We start from the raw sequence: 17,746 nt of genomic DNA on the forward strand, positions 1-17,746 counted from the left end.
GGCCGTCTGAAAACTCTATTTCGATTGCTCATGAATCCGACCGCACAACGTATCAAATACCTGACCGACCTCCTCAACCGCTACGCCTACGAATATTACACCCTAGACGCGCCCAGCGTACCCGATGCCGAATACGATAAATTGTTCCGCGAGCTCGAAGCATTGGAGTTGAATCACCCTGAGTTGAAACTGCCCGATAGCCCAACCCAGCGCGTCGGTGGCGAGCCTTTGGCAGGCTTTGATGAAGTGCGCCACGAAGTGCCTATGCTGTCACTGACCAACGCCTTTTCGCCACAAGACGAAAACGGCGTGTTTGACCATGCCGAAATGTACGCTTTTGATGAGCGCGTTCGTGGCGGTTTAAATGGAGAAAAACCGGAATACGTTATCGAGCCTAAATTTGACGGTCTGGCCATCAGCCTGCTGTACCGCGACGGCGTATTGACTCAAGCGGCAACCCGTGGCGACGGCACAACAGGCGAAGACGTTACCCAAAACGTCAAAACCGTATCCAACATCCCCCTGCGCCTGTATGGAGAAAACATTCCCGAGCTTATCGAGATACGCGGCGAAGTACTGATGCTCAAAGCCGATTTTGCCGCCTTAAACGCACGACAGGCTGAAAACGGACAAAAACCTTTCGCCAATCCACGCAATGCCGCTGCCGGCAGTCTGCGTCAACTCGATTCGCGCATTACTGCACAGCGCAAACTGCATTTCTTCCCCTATTCCATCGCCCGACAGCAAGGCGGTTTTATCGCAGAAGAACACCTGCAAGAGCTGGGCTACTGTAAAGAGCTTGGCTTCAGCCTGCCCGATGGTAATTTCGGCTGTTTCCCAAATATCAATGAAGTATTAGCGTTTTACGAGAAAATGCAACAAAAACGCCCTACTTTGCCTTATGAAATCGACGGCATGGTGGTCAAAGTCAACAGCTTGGCGCAACAAGAAAAACTGGGTTTCATCTCACGCGCGCCGCGCTGGGCCATTGCCCACAAATTCCCTGCCGAAGAAGCATTGACCATTGTCGAAGCCATTGATGTACAAATCGGGCGCACCGGCGCAGTAACCCCCGTCGCCCGCCTACAACCTGTATTCGTCGGCGGCGTTACCGTTACCAACGCCACCCTGCACAATCAGGACGAAGTATCTCGAAAAGACGTACGCGTTGGCGACACAGTTGTCGTACGCCGCGCCGGAGACGTGATTCCCGAGGTAGTGCGCGTGATTTTTGAACGCCGCCCAATGCAGGAGACCAACATTGCTGTTTCAGACGGCCTGCAAGACGATTTGTTTGCCGAAACACCTTCTGAAACCCGCTCCGAACCGCTTCACAAACCTTACCACCTGCCCACCCATTGCCCTATCTGTCACAGCGAAATCGAACGCGAAGAAGGCGAAGCGGTTGCCCGATGCAGCGGCGGCATGCTTTGCCAAGCACAACGTGCGCAAGGTTTAATCCACTTTGCCTCACGCAAAGCCATGGACATCGACGGACTTGGACAAAAACAAATCGAGCAACTGGTAGCACAAGATTTGGTTCGTCATTTCGCCGACCTCTACCGCCTCGATATTCCAACCCTGCAAAAAATGAAGGAAACAGCGGATAAAGCATCGGCTAATGAAGAAGAACCATCAAACGGTGAGATTGAAAACTTTGAAGGCGAGACCGACAATACTCTGCTTGCCAAAAACAATAAAAAACAACCGACCAAATGGGCGGAAAACATCCTTGCAGGCATAGAAGCCAGCAAAACGCCTGAACTTGCCCGCTTCCTTTTTGCCCTCGGCATCCGTCACGTCGGCGAACGCACCGCCAAAACGCTGGCACAGGCATTCGGTACACTGGAACACGTCCGCCATGCACCCGAACCCATCCTCGCCTGCCTGCCCGATATCGGTACGGTGGTTGCCCACTCCATCGCCCACTTTTTTGCCCAAGAAGCGCAACAGGCGATGATCGACGAGCTACTGGCTGTAGGTGTTGCCCCGCAAAGCCAGGCTGTCACTATCCCGCCGTTGCTCCATGCCGAGCCGCAACGCTGGATTGCCCGCCTGCCCGATTTTAAAATCAGCGAAACCAAAGCGCTGGCCTTGTGGGAACTCGCCGGACAAAGCATAGAAGGTTTGCAAAGCGACAAAGCGTTACCTGCCGATTGGCAAACATGGCGCAGTAAACCGCAAAACGCAGCCCTGCTTGAAAATATGAAAACTTTCTTTGCTCAAACACTGTCTAAGCTTCAAGATGAAACTATTTCAGACGGCATCAATGAGACCATAGCAGGTAAAACCTTTGTATTAACAGGGACTTTACCTACACTCAAACGCGACCAAGCCCAAGCCATGATTGAGGCTGCAGGCGGTAAAGTTTCCGGCAGCGTATCCAAAAAAACCGACTACGTTGTCGCCGGAGAAGCCGCAGGCAGTAAATTGGAAAAAGCCCAAACTTTGGGCGTGGCCGTATTAACCGAAGAAGAATTACTGACGTTGCTGGGATAAGACAGTATCTATGACCAATCCTCCTTTTCAAACCGCCCGATACTTTATCATGTGGTATTATTGTTACATGCGACTACATCTTTACACTTTTTGGGGTATAAACCCACAGTTAAAATAGGATAATAATATGAAACCCATTAAAAAATGCGTCTTTCCCGTTGCCGGTATGGGCACTCGTTTCTTGCCTGCAACCAAAGCCAGCCCCAAAGAAATGCTGCCTATCGTGGACAAACCTCTGATTCAATATGCAGTTGAAGAAGCGGTTGAAGCCGGCTGTACTGAAATGGTGTTCATCACCGGCCGTAACAAACGCAGTATCGAAGACCATTTCGACAAAGCATACGAGTTGGAAACCGAATTGGAATTGCGTCAAAAAGACAAACTGTTGGCGCACGTTCGCGATATCCTGCCTTCCAACATTACCTGCATGTACATCCGTCAAACTGAAGCATTGGGTTTGGGGCATGCCGTATTGTGCGCGCAAGCTGCCGTCGGTAATGAACCTTTTGCCGTTATTTTGGCAGACGATTTGATTGATGCGCCTAAAGGCGCGCTAAAACAAATGGTTGACGTGTATAACCAAAGCGGCAACAGCGTTTTAGGCGTTGAAACCATCGATCCTTCCCAAACAGGCTCTTACGGTATCGTTGAAGTTGAAAAGCTGAAAAGCTATCAACGTGTAGTCAATATTGTTGAAAAACCAAAACCGGAAGAAGCGCCTTCCAATCTTGCTGTTGTCGGCCGCTACATCCTGACTCCGCGTATTTTTGACTTGTTGACCAACCTGCCCCGCGGCGCCGGTAACGAAATCCAACTGACAGACGGTATCGCCCGCCTGCTCGACCATGAGTTTGTGTTGGCTCATGCGTTTGATGGCAAACGCTACGACTGCGGCAGCAAATTGGGTTACCTTGAAGCAACCGTGGCTTATGGTTTGAAACACCATGAAACCGGCGAACAATTCAAAGAATTACTCAAGCAATACGCTTAAGCCCAGCCATTATAAAAAGGCCGTCTGAAATTTCAGACGGCCTTTTTCTACACTTATTTCTTCCAATATGCCGGAGTAAACAAAATTAAAACGGTAAAAATCTCCAAACGTCCCAACAACATCACCGCCGTACACAGCCACTTCTGCACATCGCTCAGCGCGGCATAATTATGCGACGGACCAACTGCGCCCAAACCCGGCCCTGCATTGGTAATACAGGCAATGACTGCCGTGAAGGCGGATAAAAAGTCCAAGCCTGCGGCCATCAGTAAAAAGCTGAATACGATGACCGTCATAAAGTAAATAAAAATGAACGACATAACGGTCAGCGCCATACGATCCGGAATGGAGCGATTGTTGACCTTTACCGTACGAACCGCACGCGGGTGCAGCAAAATCAACATCTCGCGCAAGCTGAATTTAAACAATACCAACGCACGCACGTTTTTAATACCGCCACCCATAGAGCCTGAGCTTGCCAACACGTTAGAGAGGAAAAACATCCACAGCGACACAATCAGCGGCCATTGAGCAAAGTCAGTATTGGAAAAACCGCTGGCCAATCCTATGGACACAAAGTTGAAGCTGACAAAACGCAAAGCTTCGCCAAGGCTTTGGTACACGTCCTGCTGCCACAGATACAATGCCGAAATCAAAATACTGCCCGACAAAACCAGCAGCATGGTGCGGCATTCTTCATCCTTCCAATACACCCGCCAAGAGCGGTTGCCCAGCGCAGTAAAATGGCTGGCAAAATTGATACCGCCCCAGACAGTAAAAAACATCAACGTCCATTCGACTGCCACAGAATCAAAATAGGCAACGCTGTCATCATGTGTCGAAAAACCGCCCAAGGCCACTGCCGACATCGCATGGCACAAGGCATCAAACCAACCCATACCGGCAATATGTAAGGATACAAAAGCCGCAGCAGTTGTCAGCGCATAGGCAAACCATAACCGTTTGGCCACTTGCGAAATGCGGGGCGCCATCTTACTTTCTTTATCCATACCCGGAATTTCCGCTTTGAAAAGCTGCGTCCCCCCCACGCCCAACATCGGCAAAATCGCCACAGCCAGCACGATAATACCCATACCGCCAAGCCAGTTGAGCATGTGCCGCCAAAAATTTACCGACGGATCCAGAGTATCCAAGCCGGAAATCACTGTTGCCCCCGTTGTCGTCAGCCCCGACATCGCTTCAAAAAACGCATCGGTGAAACTCATGGACGGCATATAGAAATAAATCGGCATCGCCGCCACGACGGCAAAGGCCAGCCACAGCATCAATACCAGGGTAAATCCGTCACGCGGCCGCAATTCACGGTTGAAACGCAAAGTCAGCACCCAAGTAACGCACGACACCAACAATACCGTCAAAGCCGTGTAGGCAAACACGAAAAACGCACTGTCGTGATAAAAATACGACATCAGTGTCGGCACAGCCAACAGCAGTGAAAACAACAGCCCCAGCTTGGACAATACATGGACAATCGGCATCACCTTGCTTACCGCACCACCCAATCTGAAACCCTTATACAAATACATCATATCCCTATCATCAGAAAACAAAATATTCAGACGGCCTCATGAAAAAAAGGCCGTCTGAAACAGCATATTTTATCAAAATGCCGCAACCCCGTGATAAAGAAAAACCAAAAAACACTTGCCTGCTTTTTTTCTAAGAGTATAATGTTATACCATAACACTAGCTGGAGAAAGAAATGAAACCCGATATCCACCCAGACAACTATCGTACCGTCCTGTTTTACGACAGCGGCGCAGACCAAGGATGGCTCATCCGTTCATGTGCCAATACCCACGGAAAAACCATGGTTTGGAAAGACGGAGTAGAGTATCCCCTCTTCTCTCTTGATACCTCTTCCGCGTCCCACCCCGTATACACAGGCAAACAACGCAATGTCAATATCGAAGGCCGCGCCAGCAAGTTCAACCAACGTTACCAATCCATGATGTCTTCCTTCAGAAAGGATAAATGATGCAAGTCCTCTCATCCCTAAAAACTGCAAAAAAACGACACCGCGACTGCCAAATTGTCCGCAGAAAAGGCAAAGTGTACGTCATTTGCAAGAGCAACCCCCGCTTTAAAGCACGCCAACGTTAAACGGCCAACCCATATTTCAATGTAACTCTCTGAATTTTCCGCACTTTCGTTTACCTCTAGCGCAAGTGCGGCTTTTTTTCAAACGGCATTAATCATTCATATCAAAACTACAAAGAATCCTGCCATACTCCCGGAAACAGGAAGAAAAGTAAATAATGGTTATCCCTATTGTGAAGCCATAAAGATATTTATAACATGCCGCTACATTCTTCCTTCAACACTGACCATAGGAGTCAAAAATGAAAGTAAAAGCCCTGCTCGCAATTGCCGCCGCCATGAGTCTCGCTGCCTGTGCCGCACCCGAAGCCCATCAACATGACCATGGTCACCGTCACGAGCACAATCATGACCACGGCCGTGCACACGATCATGATGCCCGTGTTCAATCATTCAGCTGCGAAAACGGTCTGTCTGTACAAGTCCGCAACCTGAGCACCGATCAAGTTGAATTACGCCTTGACGACAAAGTTGCCACCCTGTCTTCTGCCGTTGCAGGTTCAGGCGAACGCTATGTTGCCAACCAAGGCCTGTTCGGCAAAGGCGCTGAATGGCATCAAAAAGGCAGCGAAGCATTCTTCGGCTTCACTGACCCATACGGCAACAAAGTAGAAACTTCTTGCTCTGCACGCTAATTTCTACTTAGCAATAGAATAGCTAAAGGCCGTCTGAAAACTTGTTTCAGATGGCCTTTCATATTGGATAAAACGAAATTTCCGTTTAAGGATAAAATGCAAATATGAGGCTATTTGAAGGTTCAAAATACGTCCATACTCCACGGATAAGTAAGACCCTTTAAAAGGTATCTTCTCCGACAATGCATTATTTCAAAATCATTAAATATATATCTACCTTAATTTAAAACTTTTTCCAAGATTTCTTTAAGGTTTTCATCATCTTCATCCAAAATTAATTTTTCTGAAATATTATGAAGACAATGTTCCAAATCAATGGCTAAGGCTACTTGGTTTTGATAGGATAATTTTGGATAGAGTTCAAGTAAAACCCAATAAATGCATATACTATCATTTGAGTAAAAAATATTTGAAACGAATGGAAGTAATGTGTCTTGTCGTTCTACAAAGATTTCGACAATTTCACTAAAAACAGGAAAGTTCGCATCTCCCAACCATCCTGAGAGCCACTCCCCCATCTCAATTAATTCCTCATCGTTGCAGTCCTTAATTTTTTTGCAAGCCTTGATGTCAAACTTATCTTTAGGGCGCATAGGATACCTCATTGCTTTATTAAAGACTTACGAATACAGAATTGTAATGATTGATCTCAATTCTAGACAAATGATTATTCGTCATTCCTGTATCCTCAACAAATTTTCTCTGAAGTAAGAGTTATTTTGTGCAATTAAACTCCTACCCTGCAATAACTTGAAACCCTATCCTGCATTTTACCTAAATCACAAATCCCAATTACCCTTCAAAATCTATTCGCTATACAAAACAGATTCAATAAACAAAGGCCGTCTGAAAACCTATTACCAAAGTTTTCAGACGGCCTTTATCTTAGACCAAATAATTAAGCGTAATGTCTTTCTTCGCCTTTACCGTCAACGTTGTCGGCACAACGTTTACAGATGGTTTCATGGCCTGCAACTGCGCCTACATCGTGGGTGTAGTGCCAGCAGCGTTCGCATTTTTCACCATCGCTGGCTTTAGCGGTTACAGCAAGTTCATCACCTACTTTCACTTCTGCTTTAGACACCAGCAAAGCAAAACGCAATTCTTCGCCCAAAGTGTTCAGATAGTCGGCAATTTCTTCAGGAGCGGTAATTTCGGTTTCGGCTTGCAATGAAGAACCGACGGTTTTATCCGTACGCAGAGGCTCGATGGCGGCGGTTACTGCTTCGCGTGCTTCTCGGATTGCCGTCCATTTTTTCACCAATTCGGCTTCGGCTTTTTCATTGATTGGTGGGAACTCATGCCATGTGTGGAAAAGGACGCTGTCTTCTTCGCCACCACCAATGATGTCCCATGCTTCCTCACCGGTAAAGCACAAAATCGGCGCAATCAGCAGAACCAAACTGCGTGTGATGTGATACAAGGCAGTTTGGGCGCTGCGGCGTGCATGGCTGTCTGCTTTGGTGGTGTAGAGGCGGTCTTTCAGGATATCGAGGTAGAACGCGCCCAAGTCTTCCGAACAGAAAGAAACAATGTCTTTTACGGCAAAATGGAAGGCATAGCGTGGATAGTAATCGCCTGCCAGACGCTCTTGCAACTGGCGCGCCAACACTAAGGCGTAGCGGTCGATTTCCACCATATCTGCCTGTTGCACGGCATCTTCAATAGGATTGAAGTCGCTGAGGTTGGCAAACAGGAAGCTCAAAGTGTTGCGGATACGACGGTAGCTTTCAGTAACGCGTTTGAGGATTTCTTTGGAAATCGCCAATTCACCGCTGTAATCGGTAGATGCCGCCCACAGACGCAGGATGTCTGCGCCGAATTCGTTGTAAACTTCTTGCGGCGCGACGACGTTGCCGATGGATTTCGACATTTTGCGGCCGTTTTGGTCAACCACGAAACCGTGGGTCAGCAGCTGTTTGTATGGTGCACGACCCATTGATGAGGCGCAACCAGTCAGCATGGACGATTGGAACCAGCCGCGGTGTTGGTCGCTGCCTTCAAGGTACAAATCAGCCGGCCATTCCAATTCTTCGCGTTGTTTCAAGACGGAATAATGGGTCGAGCCGGAGTCGAACCATACGTCCATGGTATCGGAAAGTTTGTCGTAATTTTCACAATCTTCCGCGCTCAAGAGTTCGCTCTTATCAAGAGAGAACCATGCTTCGATACCTTTTTCTTCGATTTTTTGGGCAACTTTTTCCAACAACTCAGCAGTGTTCGGATGCAGCTCACCGGTTTCTTTGTGAACAAAGAAAGTCATCGGCGTGCCCCAATAGCGTTGGCGTGAAACCACCCAGTCAGGACGGCCTTCAATCATGGCTTCTAAACGCGCACGACCCCATGATGGGAAGAATTCGGTGTCATCAACGGCTTTGATGGCTTTGTCGCGCAAGGTTTTACCGTCGGCACCGGCTTTGTCCATACCGACAAACCATTGGCCGGTCGCACGGTAAATCAACGGCGTTTTGTGACGCCAGCAGTGTGCGTAGCTGTGTTCGATTTTGCTGCTTGCCAAAAGGTTGCCGGTTTCTTCCAGCCATTGCAGGATGACGGGATTGGCTTCCCAAACGCGCATACCAGCGACACGAGGTGTTTCGCTGATGTATTTGCCTTCGGCGTTGACAGGGTTGTAAAGCTCGATACCGTATTTATTGCAGACAGCGTAGTCTTCCAGACCATGCGCAGGGGCGGTGTGTACCAAACCGGTACCGGCATCGGTGGTCACATGGTCGCCGTTGAGCATGGGAATATCGCGTTCGAGGAACGGATGGTTCATGTGCAGGTTTTCCAGCTTGTCGCCGGTTGTTTCTGCCAATACATTCAGGTCGTCTGAAGCAAAACCGTAACGTTTGAGCGCATCTTCTGCCAAATCTTTGGACAACACCAATTTGCCTTTAGGCGTATCAATCAGTTGATACACCACGTCTGCACCAGCTGAAACAGCTTGGCTCGCAGGCAAAGTCCAAGGCGTGGTTGTCCAGATAACGGCAAACGCTTTGCCTTCGATGCCGGACAAACTGAATGCGGCGGCAAGCGCGGCAGTGTCTTTAAACGGATAGGCAACGTCAATCGCAGGCGATACTTTGTCTTTGTATTCCACTTCGGCTTCGGCCAATGAAGAGCCGCAGTCCAAGCAGAATTGAACAGGTTTTGCGCCGCGGTAAAGATAGCCGGATTTGTAGATTTCGCCGAGCATACGCACGGTATCGGCTTCGGTTTTGAAATCCATGGTCAGGTAAGGATTGTCCCAGTCACCCAACACGCCCAAGCGGATAAAGTCTTTTTTCTGACGGGCAATCTGTTCGGCGGCGTATTCGCGGCACAATTCGCGGAAGCGCGCTTTAGGCATGTCTTTGCCGTGCAATTTTTCTACCATCACTTCGATAGGCAAACCGTGGCAGTCCCAACCCGGTACATAAGGCGCGTCAAAACCGGCTTGGGTTTTGCTGCGGATAATGATGTCTTTAAGAATTTTGTTGACGGCATGACCGATGTGGATGTCGCCGTTGGCATACGGAGGACCGTCGTGCAGAATGAATTTCGGACGGCCTTTGGCGATTTCGCGCAGTTTTTGGTAGCGTTTTTGCTCATACCAGCTTTTCAGCCATGCAGGCTCGCGCTTGGCAAGATTGCCGCGCATTGGAAACGGGCTCTCGAGCAGGTTTACGGTTTTACTGTAATCGGTCATTTTTTGATCTCTATTGTTGCGGTATTTCGGTTTCAGACGACCTGATTGCTCATTTTGAAAAGAACAGGCCGTCTGAAAAAATTCAAAGGACTTATTGTAGCCCAATTGTCTTGATTTTATAAGCTTCTAGAAGCGTTTCTATGCTTCCCAAACCCTCGCATCTTCCATATCTTGCAAAATTTGGGTTTTCAATGCTTCGATACTCTCAAATTTTTTCTCGTCACGCAGTTTGTGCAGGAAGCGGACGAAGATGCGTTGGCCGTACAAATCGCCGTTGAAATCGAACAGATGGACTTCCAGCTTTTGCGAGCGGTTGTTGCTGACAGTGGGGTTAAAACCAAAACTGGCCACGCCTCGGCGCGTGCCGAATGTGCCGTCTGCCTCAACGACAAATACGCCGCTTAACGCATAATGATACGGGGGAAGCTGAACATTGGCGGTAGGTGCGTTGATGGTGCGGCCGAGTTTTTGCCCGTGCTTGACCTTGCCGCTCAACACATAATCATGGCCCAACAGTTTTTTGGCGTATTCCAACTTGCCGTCTGAAAGGGCTTGGCGGACGGCGGTACTGCTGGTACGGATGTCTTCAACGATAACGGACGGCGTGCGCTCGGTTTGCATATCGGGCTGTTGTGCCAAGAGTTCAAAACAACCTTCACGGCCGGCACCGAAACGGAAATCGTCGCCAATCAGCAGATACCGCGTATTGAGCGTTTGGCGCAAAAGCTGGTCGATAAACGCTTGTGCGCTCATATCGGAGAAAGCTTGGTTAAAACGCAAGACCCAAACGGCATCCACACAGCCGGTTTCACGCAAAAGGCGCAATTTGGTACGCAGCGGGCTGATGCGGTAAGGCAGCTTTTTCCCGGCTTTGCGCGCAAAAAATTCTTTGGGCTGAGGCTCAAAAACAACAACGACAACAGGCAGACCGCGCTGGTCTGCCTCTCGTTTGAGTTTTTGTAGAATGTGTTTGTGCCCGAGGTGTACGCCGTCGAAGTTGCCGATGGTTACGGCGGCTCCTTGCGGAAATTTGGGCGCGTGTCGCTGTCCAAGCCAGATGTTCATGGGTGGTGGTATTGTGTTTGAATAGGCGGCTATTGTAAACGTTATTGCCGTTTCAATAAACCTTAGGCCGTCTGAAACCAATAAATATATGCGTTCAGACGGCCCTAAAGTTTGTTAATACCTTACCACCACCAAGGATAACGGCCAAACGGATAGCCCCAATCGTCGTAATAACGATAGTAGCGGGCTTCGCGCAGCTGTTCTTGGGAAATATAGTTTTGCCATGCCATTTTGTAGCAGGCTTGGAACATCGGATCGGAAACTTTGTCGATATATTTGAGACGGAAGGCTTTTTGTTCCGCAGTTGCGGCACCGGGTTTGCCTTCTTCGTCAAATTTGCGGCGGATCAGCGCGGCAGTTTCTTGGTCGCATTGAGCGGCAAGATTGACTTGAAGGTCCTGCTCATAGCGTTTCTGCGCTTGGGCGCGTGCGGCTTTTTGCTCAGGCGTGGTGGCACAGGCGGCAAGTAATGCGGCAGCACCAATCAATAAGGTCAGGCGGATAGGATTCATCGGATGTTTCCTTATACTCATGCATGGCTATTAATGTACGCCCTCATCTTGCAATGAGCAAGTGTGGCAACTTGGGAACACTTTATATTATTTGTTCTTGGTAGCAGGCAGTTGCATATAAAATACACCCAGTATAAACGCTCGACCCAATCCTCAAATCAATGAACGACGACAAACGGCCCCACTCTTACCGACCGCGCCACCATAGGCAACACACGCCGCCGTTTTGGCAGGCGGACCGTCCGTACCTGCACGAACACAATATTTCCGATGCCCGTTTCAGACGGCTGGGTTACATCATGGCCTTTCTTGCCGGAGCGATTAATGCCGGCGGTTACTTCGCATTCTCACGTTATACCTCCCACGTTACCGGCTCAATGTCGCTGTTGGCAGATGTTTTGTATCTTCAAGAGTGGAGTGTGGCCATTATTGCCACAATCAGTGTGTTATGTTTTGTTGCAGGAGCCGCGCATTCGGGCTGGGTCATTTTGTGGACGCAGCAAATGCGTTTCCGTGGCAGCTTTGGTTTTTCCATGTGGCTGGAAGCGGTTTATCTGTTGATATTCGGCTTATTCGGCATTACCGCGATGGAATGGGATTTTGGCGGCCCGGATTTCATCATGCCGTCTTTAGCATTGTTTTTATTGTGCTTTATCATGGGCATGCACAATACCGTCATTACGCTTTTGTCCGGTTCCGCCATCCGTTCCACCCACATGACCGGCACGGCAACCGATTTGGGCATTGAAATTTCACGCGCACTTTATTATTCCAAGCAACATCATCCGCGCCTGCCTCACGTCCGCGTCAACAAACCGAAAATGTGGCTTTTAAGCGGCCTAATGCTGTCGTTTTTACTGGGCGGCGTGGTTGGCGTATGGGGTTATCATTTGGTCGGCCATCATTTCGCCCTGCCCGTTTCCGCCGTTTTGCTCATACTGGGTGCAGGTTCAGTGGGATACGATGTCAAGGTCAGATTGAAATGGGCATTCGTCAACTGGTACCGCCGCAAGCAGAAAAAACGGAAGAAACTGTAAAAAACTTTGCTTGTTATTTCGCGGCAAAATGACCAAACTGTCGGAGAAATGCAGAAATGCTTCAGGATTATGTTAACTGGCAAATATTTTCGTAATATCGGGTTAAACCCATTCTTTTGCGTTTCGGATATTGGGTATCATAAATCCGTAATGACCCACGCGGTTTTTATTCATTTTTTCAGACGGCCCGGGCCGTCATCTAAAAAGAGGATACGACATGAAATTCTTGAAACCCCTGACCGTTATTGCCACTGCGATTCCTTTGGCGCTCACCGGCTGTGTAACTGATCCTGTTACCGGCCAACAATCCGCCAGCAAAACCGCCATGTACGGTTTGGGTGGTGCGGCTGTTTGCGGCATCGTTGGTGCGCTGACCCATGGTGGTAAAGGCGCACGTAACTCCGCATTGGCTTGTGGTGCAGTAGGTGCCGGTATCGGCGGTTACATGGACTACCAAGAGAAAAAACTGCGTCAAAGCTTGGCCAACACCAACATCGAAGTTGAACGTCAAGGCAACCAAATCAAACTGGTTATGCCTGAAAACGTAACCTTCGCTACCGGCAGCGCTGCCCTGAGCGGCCATGCTCAAAGCGCCTTGTCTGCCGCTGCGCAAACTTTGGTTCAATATCCTGACACGACTTTGACCATTAACGGCCACACCGACAACACCGGTAACGACGCCATCAACGAGCCATTGTCTCGCAACCGCGCCGAATCTGTTGCTACCTTCCTGCAATCCCGTGGCGTAAGCAGCACCCGTTTGAGCACTTTCGGTTACGGCTCCCGTCAACCCATCGCTTCCAACGCTACTGTTGAAGGCCGCGCACAAAACCGCCGCGTTGAAATCTTGATCAACCCTGACCAACGCGCCATTGATGCCGCTAAAAAACAAATGTAATCCGACATCTGTCCGATTCCCATACTTAAGGCCGTCTGAATTTTCAGACGGCCTTTTTCTTTGTAGATTTTGTTTGCAATTTCTTCTCCGCAACCAAACCTGTCATAAAATTTATTCTTTTATTAACAAGACTTTTCAATTTTTCCTTTAAAAAAACTGTATTAATACTCTAATTTTTACACTAACTTAGAGTATAATTCCTAAAATTTTAAAAACACGCCTCATGCCGTCTGAAAACGGCAGCGAAAAACACACTTATTTATATACACATCAGCCCGTTATCCAATCCATTTCATAGGATTTCAGACGGCACCATCCAAAATCTATGAAGGAGCATCCATGCAAAACAACTTTGACCCATTGATTATCCGTGGCAAATCACTGATTCCCGTCGTACAAGGCGGTATGGGTGTAGGCGTTTCCGCATCAAAACTCTCCAGCGCGGTTGCGCGCGAAAACGGCGTAGGTACCATCGCCAGTGTCGATTTGCGCCACTTGCACGAAGATTTGCTGGCCGAATCAAAAATCGATTCCAGCGAAGAAAAATACACCCGCCTCAACTGCATCGCGCTTGACCGTGAAATCAAAAAAGCCAAAGCCGATTCAGAAGGCAAAGGCATGATCGCCGTCAACGTCATGAAAGCCGTCAAAGACCATGCCGCCTACGTTCGTCAGGCCTGCGAATCCGGTGCAGACGCGATTGTGATGGGCGCAGGTTTGCCTTTAGATCTGCCGGAAATGGCAGAGGGCTACCACAAAGATGTCGCCCTTTTCCCTATTTTGTCTGAGTCACGCGGTATCAATATCGTTTTGAAACGTTGGATGAAAAAAGGCATCTTGCCCGATGCCATCGTTATCGAACACCCTGCCCACGCAGCCGGCCACTTGGGTGCGGCAACCGTTGACGGCGTGAACGATGCTAAATTCGAGTTCAAACGCGTTATTGAAGAAACGTTTGAAGTATTCAAAAACTTGGGTTTGGAAAGCGAAAAAATCCCGTTGATACTCGCCGGCGGCATGGCAAACTTTGAAAAAGTCAAAACAGCCTTGAAAAACTGGGGCGCGTCCGCCGTCCAAATTGGTACTGCGTTTGCCGTAACTGAAGAAGGCGATGCCCACATCAACTTCAAGAAAACGCTGACCGGTGCGGAAACCGAACAAGTGGTTGAATTCATGTCTGTTGCCGGTTTGCCTGCTCGTGGCGTGCGCACCAAATTCCTCGACAGCTACATCAAACGCGAAGCCAAATTGCAAGCCAATGCCAAAAACGATCCGCGCCGTTGCACCCAAGGCCTGAACTGTCTGACCAGCTGCGGCTTGCGCGACGGTTTGGCCAAAGCCGGCCAATTCTGTATCGACATCCAACTTTCCGCCGCATTCCGCGGCGAAGTCGATAAAGGCCTATTTTTCCGCGGTAAAGACCCACTGCCGTTTGGCAACGCCATCCGTACGGTTCAAGAAACCATTCATTATCTCTTGAACGGTTCCCTGCCCGCCGTCCCTGCCAAATAAACGCATCAACACTCAAAAGGCCGTCTGAAAAACATTTAAACCCTGTTTTCAGACGGCCTTTTTGTCCCAATCCATCTAAAAAATGCTAAGATTGTTGCCTGAATTTATCCGGCTGAAACATCATGAACCCATTATTGAACCATCTCAAACCCTATCCTTTCGCCCGCCTGCGTGAAGCCATGCAAGGTATTGATGCACCCACAGGCATGACGCCTATTCATCTGCAAATTGGCGAGCCGAAACATCCGACGCCCAAAGTCATTACAGATGCGCTGACCGCCTCCCTGCACGAACTGGAAAAATATCCGCTGACCGCAGGCCTGCCCGAACTGCGCCAAGCCTGCGCCGAATGGGTTGCCCGCCGTTATGATGGTTTGAGCCTCAATCCCGACAATGAAATCCTACCGGTATTGGGCAGCCGGGAAGCTTTGTTCTCTTTTATCCAAACCGTTTTAAATCCGGCTTCAGACGGCCCCAAACCGGTCGTTATCAGCCCTAATCCTTTCTATCAAATTTACGAAGGCGCGACTATTTTGGGCGGCGGCGAAATCCATTTTGCCAACTGTCCTGCACCCAGCTTCAACCCCGATTGGAGCAGCCTGCCCGAAGACGTATGGCAGCGCACCAAAGTTCTGATTGTCTGCTCGCCCAACAACCCGAGCGGTAGCGTCCTGCAATTAGAAGACTGGAAAGAAATCTTTGATTTGCAAGACAAATACGGCTTCGTTATTGCCTCTGACGAATGCTATTCCGAAATCTATTTTGACAACAACAAACCAATCGGCGGCCTGCAGGCTGCAGCGCAATTAGGACGCGGCACACGCAACATTATTATGTTTACCAGCCTGTCTAAACGCTCCAATGTCCCCGGTTTGCGTTCAGGGTTTGTCGCAGGCGATGCCGAGTTACTCAAAAACTTCCTGCTCTACCGCACCTACCACGGCAGCGCGATGAGTATTCCCGTCCAACGCGCCAGCATTGCCGCTTGGAACGATGAAGAACACGTCATTGACAACCGCCGTCTCTACCAAGAAAAATTCGACCGCGTCATCCCTATTTTGCAACAGGCATTCGATGTCAAACTGCCTGACGCGTCGTTCTACATTTGGCTGAAAGTTCCCGATGGCGACGACTTGGCATTTACGCGCAACCTGTGGCAGAAAGCCGCTATTCAAGTGTTGCCCGGCCGCTTCCTCGCCCGCGATACCGAACAAGGCAATCCGGGCGAAGGCTACGTCCGCATCGCTTTGGTTGCTGATGTGGAAAGCTGCGTTAAAGCGGCTGAAACCATGGTTGCTTTATACCGCCGATAAAACAAAGGCCGTCTGAAATTTCAGACGGCCTTTTTAAATAAACCAAGTTATATCACGAAATCCAACAGATAAAAATCTTCTTTGCCTACGCCGCACTCAGGGCATTTCCAGTCGTCGGGAATATCCTCAAACTTGGTTCCGGCAGGCAGGCCGTGCTCAGGGTCGCCGAGGTCTTCGTCGTAAATCCAGCCGCAAGGGCCGCACATATATTGAGCCATTTTGTGTTCCTTCTATTTTTAAAGGCCGTCTGAAACCGTATTTTCAGACGGCCTTTCGTGTGTTTTATTGTTGATATTTTGAATTTATTTCGCTGCTTCCAAAGTGGCGATTTCTTTACGCAGGTGTTTGATGGCCGGTGTTACGATGGCGACAAACATGGCCTCGCGGACGCGGCGTTGCGCCGGACTGCGCATCAGATAACCTTTCGCGCCGGCATGCAATGCGGCAGATTGAGTGGCGTTCAGTGCCAACACAGCAGCGGCTTCACGCAGTTTTAAGGTTGCCAGCGTATCAGGTTTGTTGTTCCACGCATTATCGGCAAGGCGTTCGGTTTCCGCCCATGCGCCGTCCAACGCGGCTTTCAAATCATCATAACTGTGGTCGAGGTATGAGTTCACTTCCGCGTTCACTACATTGGCCATGCGGATAATACCGAGCGCACCGTCAATCACACCGGCGCCGATACCTATTTGCAGCAAGATGAAACCGGCTTTAATGGTCGGAATATAAGACTGGAACTGCTCAGGCGTAGCAATCACATCTTCATCGGGAATAAACACGTCTTTAAAATTCAGGCTGTAAGTGCGCGTGCCTTCCAAACCGCAAAACTCAGGGCAATCTTGCAGGGTAACGCCTTCCCATTGGCCGCCGGTGATAAACATCACATAGCTGTCGCCGACTTGGGCGGTATTCGCCCAAATATGGTCTTCGCCGATATTGGATACCCAAGGCAAAGCGCCGTTGACTTTGTAGCCGCCTTCAACGCGCTCTGCTTGCAGGTTGTGTTTTTCAATGCCGGCAAGGTGTTTGACGGTATTGGACATGCCCGTACCGGCTAAGACTTTACCCTGCAGAATATCGGCGAAGTATTTGTCTTTAACCGCTTGATTAGGCGATTGGTGCAGATACCACGCGCAAGCCACCTGACACCATGCGCTGAACGAAGTGGCGCCGCATTCTTTACCGATTTCGCGCAATACGGCGATTTGCGTTGCCAAACCCAAACCGTTACCGCCTTCTTCAACCGTACCGGTCGCGGCAAAACCGCCGATTTTGCCCAATTCCAGCATAAATTCTTTCGGATACAGGCCTTTGCGGTCGATGTCGTCCACCAATGGTTTCAGCTTGCTTTTAACGAGTGCGGCAACATTGTTCAGTAAAGCTTCGCGTGTCATGATTTTTTCCTCTGAATAAGGTTTAAAGCGTAGATGGTTCCACTCATGAATTATTCTTGGCAACAAGGATATCCCTTG

At 49.2% G+C, this 17,746-nt stretch carries 16 protein-coding genes; 9 read left to right on the plus strand and 7 right to left on the minus strand.

The features are described 5' to 3' along the window. Positions 1 to 30: 30 nt before the first annotated feature. Positions 31 to 2,499: an NAD-dependent DNA ligase LigA gene (gene ligA / locus ACTHSA_RS04895; RefSeq protein ID WP_440367233.1), complete on the plus strand. Its 2,469-nt coding sequence runs from the start codon at positions 31 to 33 to the stop codon at positions 2,497 to 2,499. 127 nt (positions 2,500 to 2,626) lie between these two features. Continuing rightward, positions 2,627 to 3,490, plus strand: coding sequence for a UTP--glucose-1-phosphate uridylyltransferase GalU (galU, locus tag ACTHSA_RS04900; protein WP_004520111.1), 864 nt, complete (start codon positions 2,627 to 2,629; stop codon positions 3,488 to 3,490). A 53-nt stretch (positions 3,491 to 3,543) separates the two neighbouring features. Here galU and ACTHSA_RS04905 read toward each other — a convergent pair whose 3' ends face one another. Further along, on the minus strand, positions 3,544 to 5,040 hold the full coding sequence (locus ACTHSA_RS04905; protein ID WP_440378821.1) for a TrkH family potassium uptake protein: 1,497 nt from the start codon (positions 5,038 to 5,040) through the stop codon (positions 3,544 to 3,546). Positions 5,041 to 5,213: 173 nt separating this feature from the next. On the opposite strand from ACTHSA_RS04905, the gene ACTHSA_RS04910 reads away from it, so the two are divergent. The 3 genes from ACTHSA_RS04910 (at position 5,214) to ACTHSA_RS04920 (ending at position 6,246) form a co-directional block, all read left to right on the plus strand. Further along, positions 5,214 to 5,489 carry a type B 50S ribosomal protein L31 gene (locus tag ACTHSA_RS04910; RefSeq protein ID WP_049328620.1) on the plus strand — a complete coding sequence of 92 codons (276 nt, stop codon included), beginning with the start codon at positions 5,214 to 5,216 and terminating at the stop codon, positions 5,487 to 5,489. Further along, positions 5,489 to 5,614: a type B 50S ribosomal protein L36 gene (gene ykgO, locus ACTHSA_RS04915; RefSeq protein WP_003685279.1), complete on the plus strand. Its 126-nt coding sequence runs from the start codon at positions 5,489 to 5,491 to the stop codon at positions 5,612 to 5,614. The genes ACTHSA_RS04910 and ykgO overlap by 1 nt, the downstream gene beginning before the upstream one ends. 239 nt (positions 5,615 to 5,853) lie before the next feature. Further along, positions 5,854 to 6,246 (plus strand): MliC family protein, encoded by a 393-nt coding sequence (locus ACTHSA_RS04920; RefSeq protein WP_049348337.1) that lies wholly within the window; start codon positions 5,854 to 5,856, stop codon positions 6,244 to 6,246. Positions 6,247 to 6,464: 218 nt separating this feature from the next. Here ACTHSA_RS04920 and ACTHSA_RS04925 read toward each other — a convergent pair whose 3' ends face one another. The 4 genes from ACTHSA_RS04925 to ACTHSA_RS04940 all read right to left on the minus strand — a co-directional run bounded on the left by ACTHSA_RS04925 (position 6,465) and on the right by ACTHSA_RS04940 (position 11,514). After that, positions 6,465 to 6,839: a DUF5071 domain-containing protein gene (locus tag ACTHSA_RS04925; protein WP_004520105.1), complete on the minus strand. Its 375-nt coding sequence runs from the start codon at positions 6,837 to 6,839 to the stop codon at positions 6,465 to 6,467. Between the two features lie 305 nt (positions 6,840 to 7,144). After that, the gene (ileS, locus tag ACTHSA_RS04930) at positions 7,145 to 9,937 is read right to left on the minus strand and encodes an isoleucine--tRNA ligase (protein ID WP_440378822.1); all 2,793 of its coding nucleotides are present in this window, start codon (positions 9,935 to 9,937) and stop codon (positions 7,145 to 7,147) included. Positions 9,938 to 10,075: 138 nt separating this feature from the next. After that, positions 10,076 to 11,002, minus strand: coding sequence for a bifunctional riboflavin kinase/FAD synthetase (gene ribF, locus ACTHSA_RS04935; protein WP_063075392.1), 927 nt, complete (start codon positions 11,000 to 11,002; stop codon positions 10,076 to 10,078). A 122-nt stretch (positions 11,003 to 11,124) separates the two neighbouring features. After that, on the minus strand, positions 11,125 to 11,514 hold the full coding sequence (locus ACTHSA_RS04940; protein ID WP_049351446.1) for a hypothetical protein: 390 nt from the start codon (positions 11,512 to 11,514) through the stop codon (positions 11,125 to 11,127). A 161-nt stretch (positions 11,515 to 11,675) separates the two neighbouring features. Between ACTHSA_RS04940 and ACTHSA_RS04945 the strand changes: the two genes are divergently transcribed. From ACTHSA_RS04945 to dapC, 4 genes are all read left to right on the plus strand, one after another. Continuing rightward, positions 11,676 to 12,551, plus strand: a complete 876-nt coding sequence (locus ACTHSA_RS04945) for a YoaK family protein (RefSeq protein ID WP_440367580.1) — start codon at positions 11,676 to 11,678, stop codon at positions 12,549 to 12,551. Between the two features lie 217 nt (positions 12,552 to 12,768). Beyond that, positions 12,769 to 13,449 (plus strand): OmpA family protein, encoded by a 681-nt coding sequence (locus ACTHSA_RS04950; protein WP_004520099.1) that lies wholly within the window; start codon positions 12,769 to 12,771, stop codon positions 13,447 to 13,449. A 339-nt stretch (positions 13,450 to 13,788) separates the two neighbouring features. Next, positions 13,789 to 14,961, plus strand: coding sequence for an NAD(P)H-dependent flavin oxidoreductase (locus ACTHSA_RS04955; RefSeq protein ID WP_137040981.1), 1,173 nt, complete (start codon positions 13,789 to 13,791; stop codon positions 14,959 to 14,961). Between the two features lie 122 nt (positions 14,962 to 15,083). After that, entirely contained in the window at positions 15,084 to 16,274 is a 1,191-nt protein-coding gene (gene dapC, locus ACTHSA_RS04960; protein ID WP_440367581.1) for a succinyldiaminopimelate transaminase, read from the plus strand. A 47-nt stretch (positions 16,275 to 16,321) separates the two neighbouring features. Here the strand turns inward: dapC and ACTHSA_RS04965 are convergent, their stop codons facing one another. Together ACTHSA_RS04965 and ACTHSA_RS04970 are read right to left on the minus strand one after the other, a co-directional pair. Further along, positions 16,322 to 16,492, minus strand: coding sequence for a rubredoxin (locus ACTHSA_RS04965; RefSeq protein ID WP_003680460.1), 171 nt, complete (start codon positions 16,490 to 16,492; stop codon positions 16,322 to 16,324). Between the two features lie 84 nt (positions 16,493 to 16,576). Continuing rightward, entirely contained in the window at positions 16,577 to 17,668 is a 1,092-nt protein-coding gene (locus ACTHSA_RS04970) for an acyl-CoA dehydrogenase family protein (RefSeq protein WP_440367583.1), read from the minus strand. Positions 17,669 to 17,746 lie beyond the last annotated feature (78 nt).

Origin of the sequence: Neisseria sp. P0008.S002 (assembly GCF_051962805.1) — a bacterium.
In the GTDB taxonomy this organism is placed as follows: Bacteria; Pseudomonadota; Gammaproteobacteria; order Burkholderiales; family Neisseriaceae; genus Neisseria; species Neisseria perflava.

Coding starts and splice junctions, on each gene's coding strand:
- ACTHSA_RS04955 (WP_137040981.1), top strand. CDS start 13,789: ATGCAAAACAACTTTGACCCATTGATTATCCGTGGCAAATCACTGATT.
- galU (WP_004520111.1), top strand. CDS start 2,627: ATGAAACCCATTAAAAAATGCGTCTTTCCCGTTGCCGGTATGGGCACT.
- ileS (WP_440378822.1), bottom strand. CDS start 9,937: ATGACCGATTACAGTAAAACCGTAAACCTGCTCGAGAGCCCGTTTCCA.
- ACTHSA_RS04920 (WP_049348337.1), top strand. CDS start 5,854: ATGAAAGTAAAAGCCCTGCTCGCAATTGCCGCCGCCATGAGTCTCGCT.
- ACTHSA_RS04925 (WP_004520105.1), bottom strand. CDS start 6,839: ATGCGCCCTAAAGATAAGTTTGACATCAAGGCTTGCAAAAAAATTAAG.
- ACTHSA_RS04950 (WP_004520099.1), top strand. CDS start 12,769: ATGAAATTCTTGAAACCCCTGACCGTTATTGCCACTGCGATTCCTTTG.
- ACTHSA_RS04940 (WP_049351446.1), bottom strand. CDS start 11,514: ATGAATCCTATCCGCCTGACCTTATTGATTGGTGCTGCCGCATTACTT.
- dapC (WP_440367581.1), top strand. CDS start 15,084: ATGAACCCATTATTGAACCATCTCAAACCCTATCCTTTCGCCCGCCTG.
- ACTHSA_RS04945 (WP_440367580.1), top strand. CDS start 11,676: ATGAACGACGACAAACGGCCCCACTCTTACCGACCGCGCCACCATAGG.
- ACTHSA_RS04965 (WP_003680460.1), bottom strand. CDS start 16,492: ATGGCTCAATATATGTGCGGCCCTTGCGGCTGGATTTACGACGAAGAC.
- ACTHSA_RS04970 (WP_440367583.1), bottom strand. CDS start 17,668: ATGACACGCGAAGCTTTACTGAACAATGTTGCCGCACTCGTTAAAAGC.
- ribF (WP_063075392.1), bottom strand. CDS start 11,002: ATGAACATCTGGCTTGGACAGCGACACGCGCCCAAATTTCCGCAAGGA.
- ACTHSA_RS04910 (WP_049328620.1), top strand. CDS start 5,214: ATGAAACCCGATATCCACCCAGACAACTATCGTACCGTCCTGTTTTAC.
- ligA (WP_440367233.1), top strand. CDS start 31: ATGAATCCGACCGCACAACGTATCAAATACCTGACCGACCTCCTCAAC.
- ykgO (WP_003685279.1), top strand. CDS start 5,489: ATGCAAGTCCTCTCATCCCTAAAAACTGCAAAAAAACGACACCGCGAC.
- ACTHSA_RS04905 (WP_440378821.1), bottom strand. CDS start 5,040: ATGATGTATTTGTATAAGGGTTTCAGATTGGGTGGTGCGGTAAGCAAG.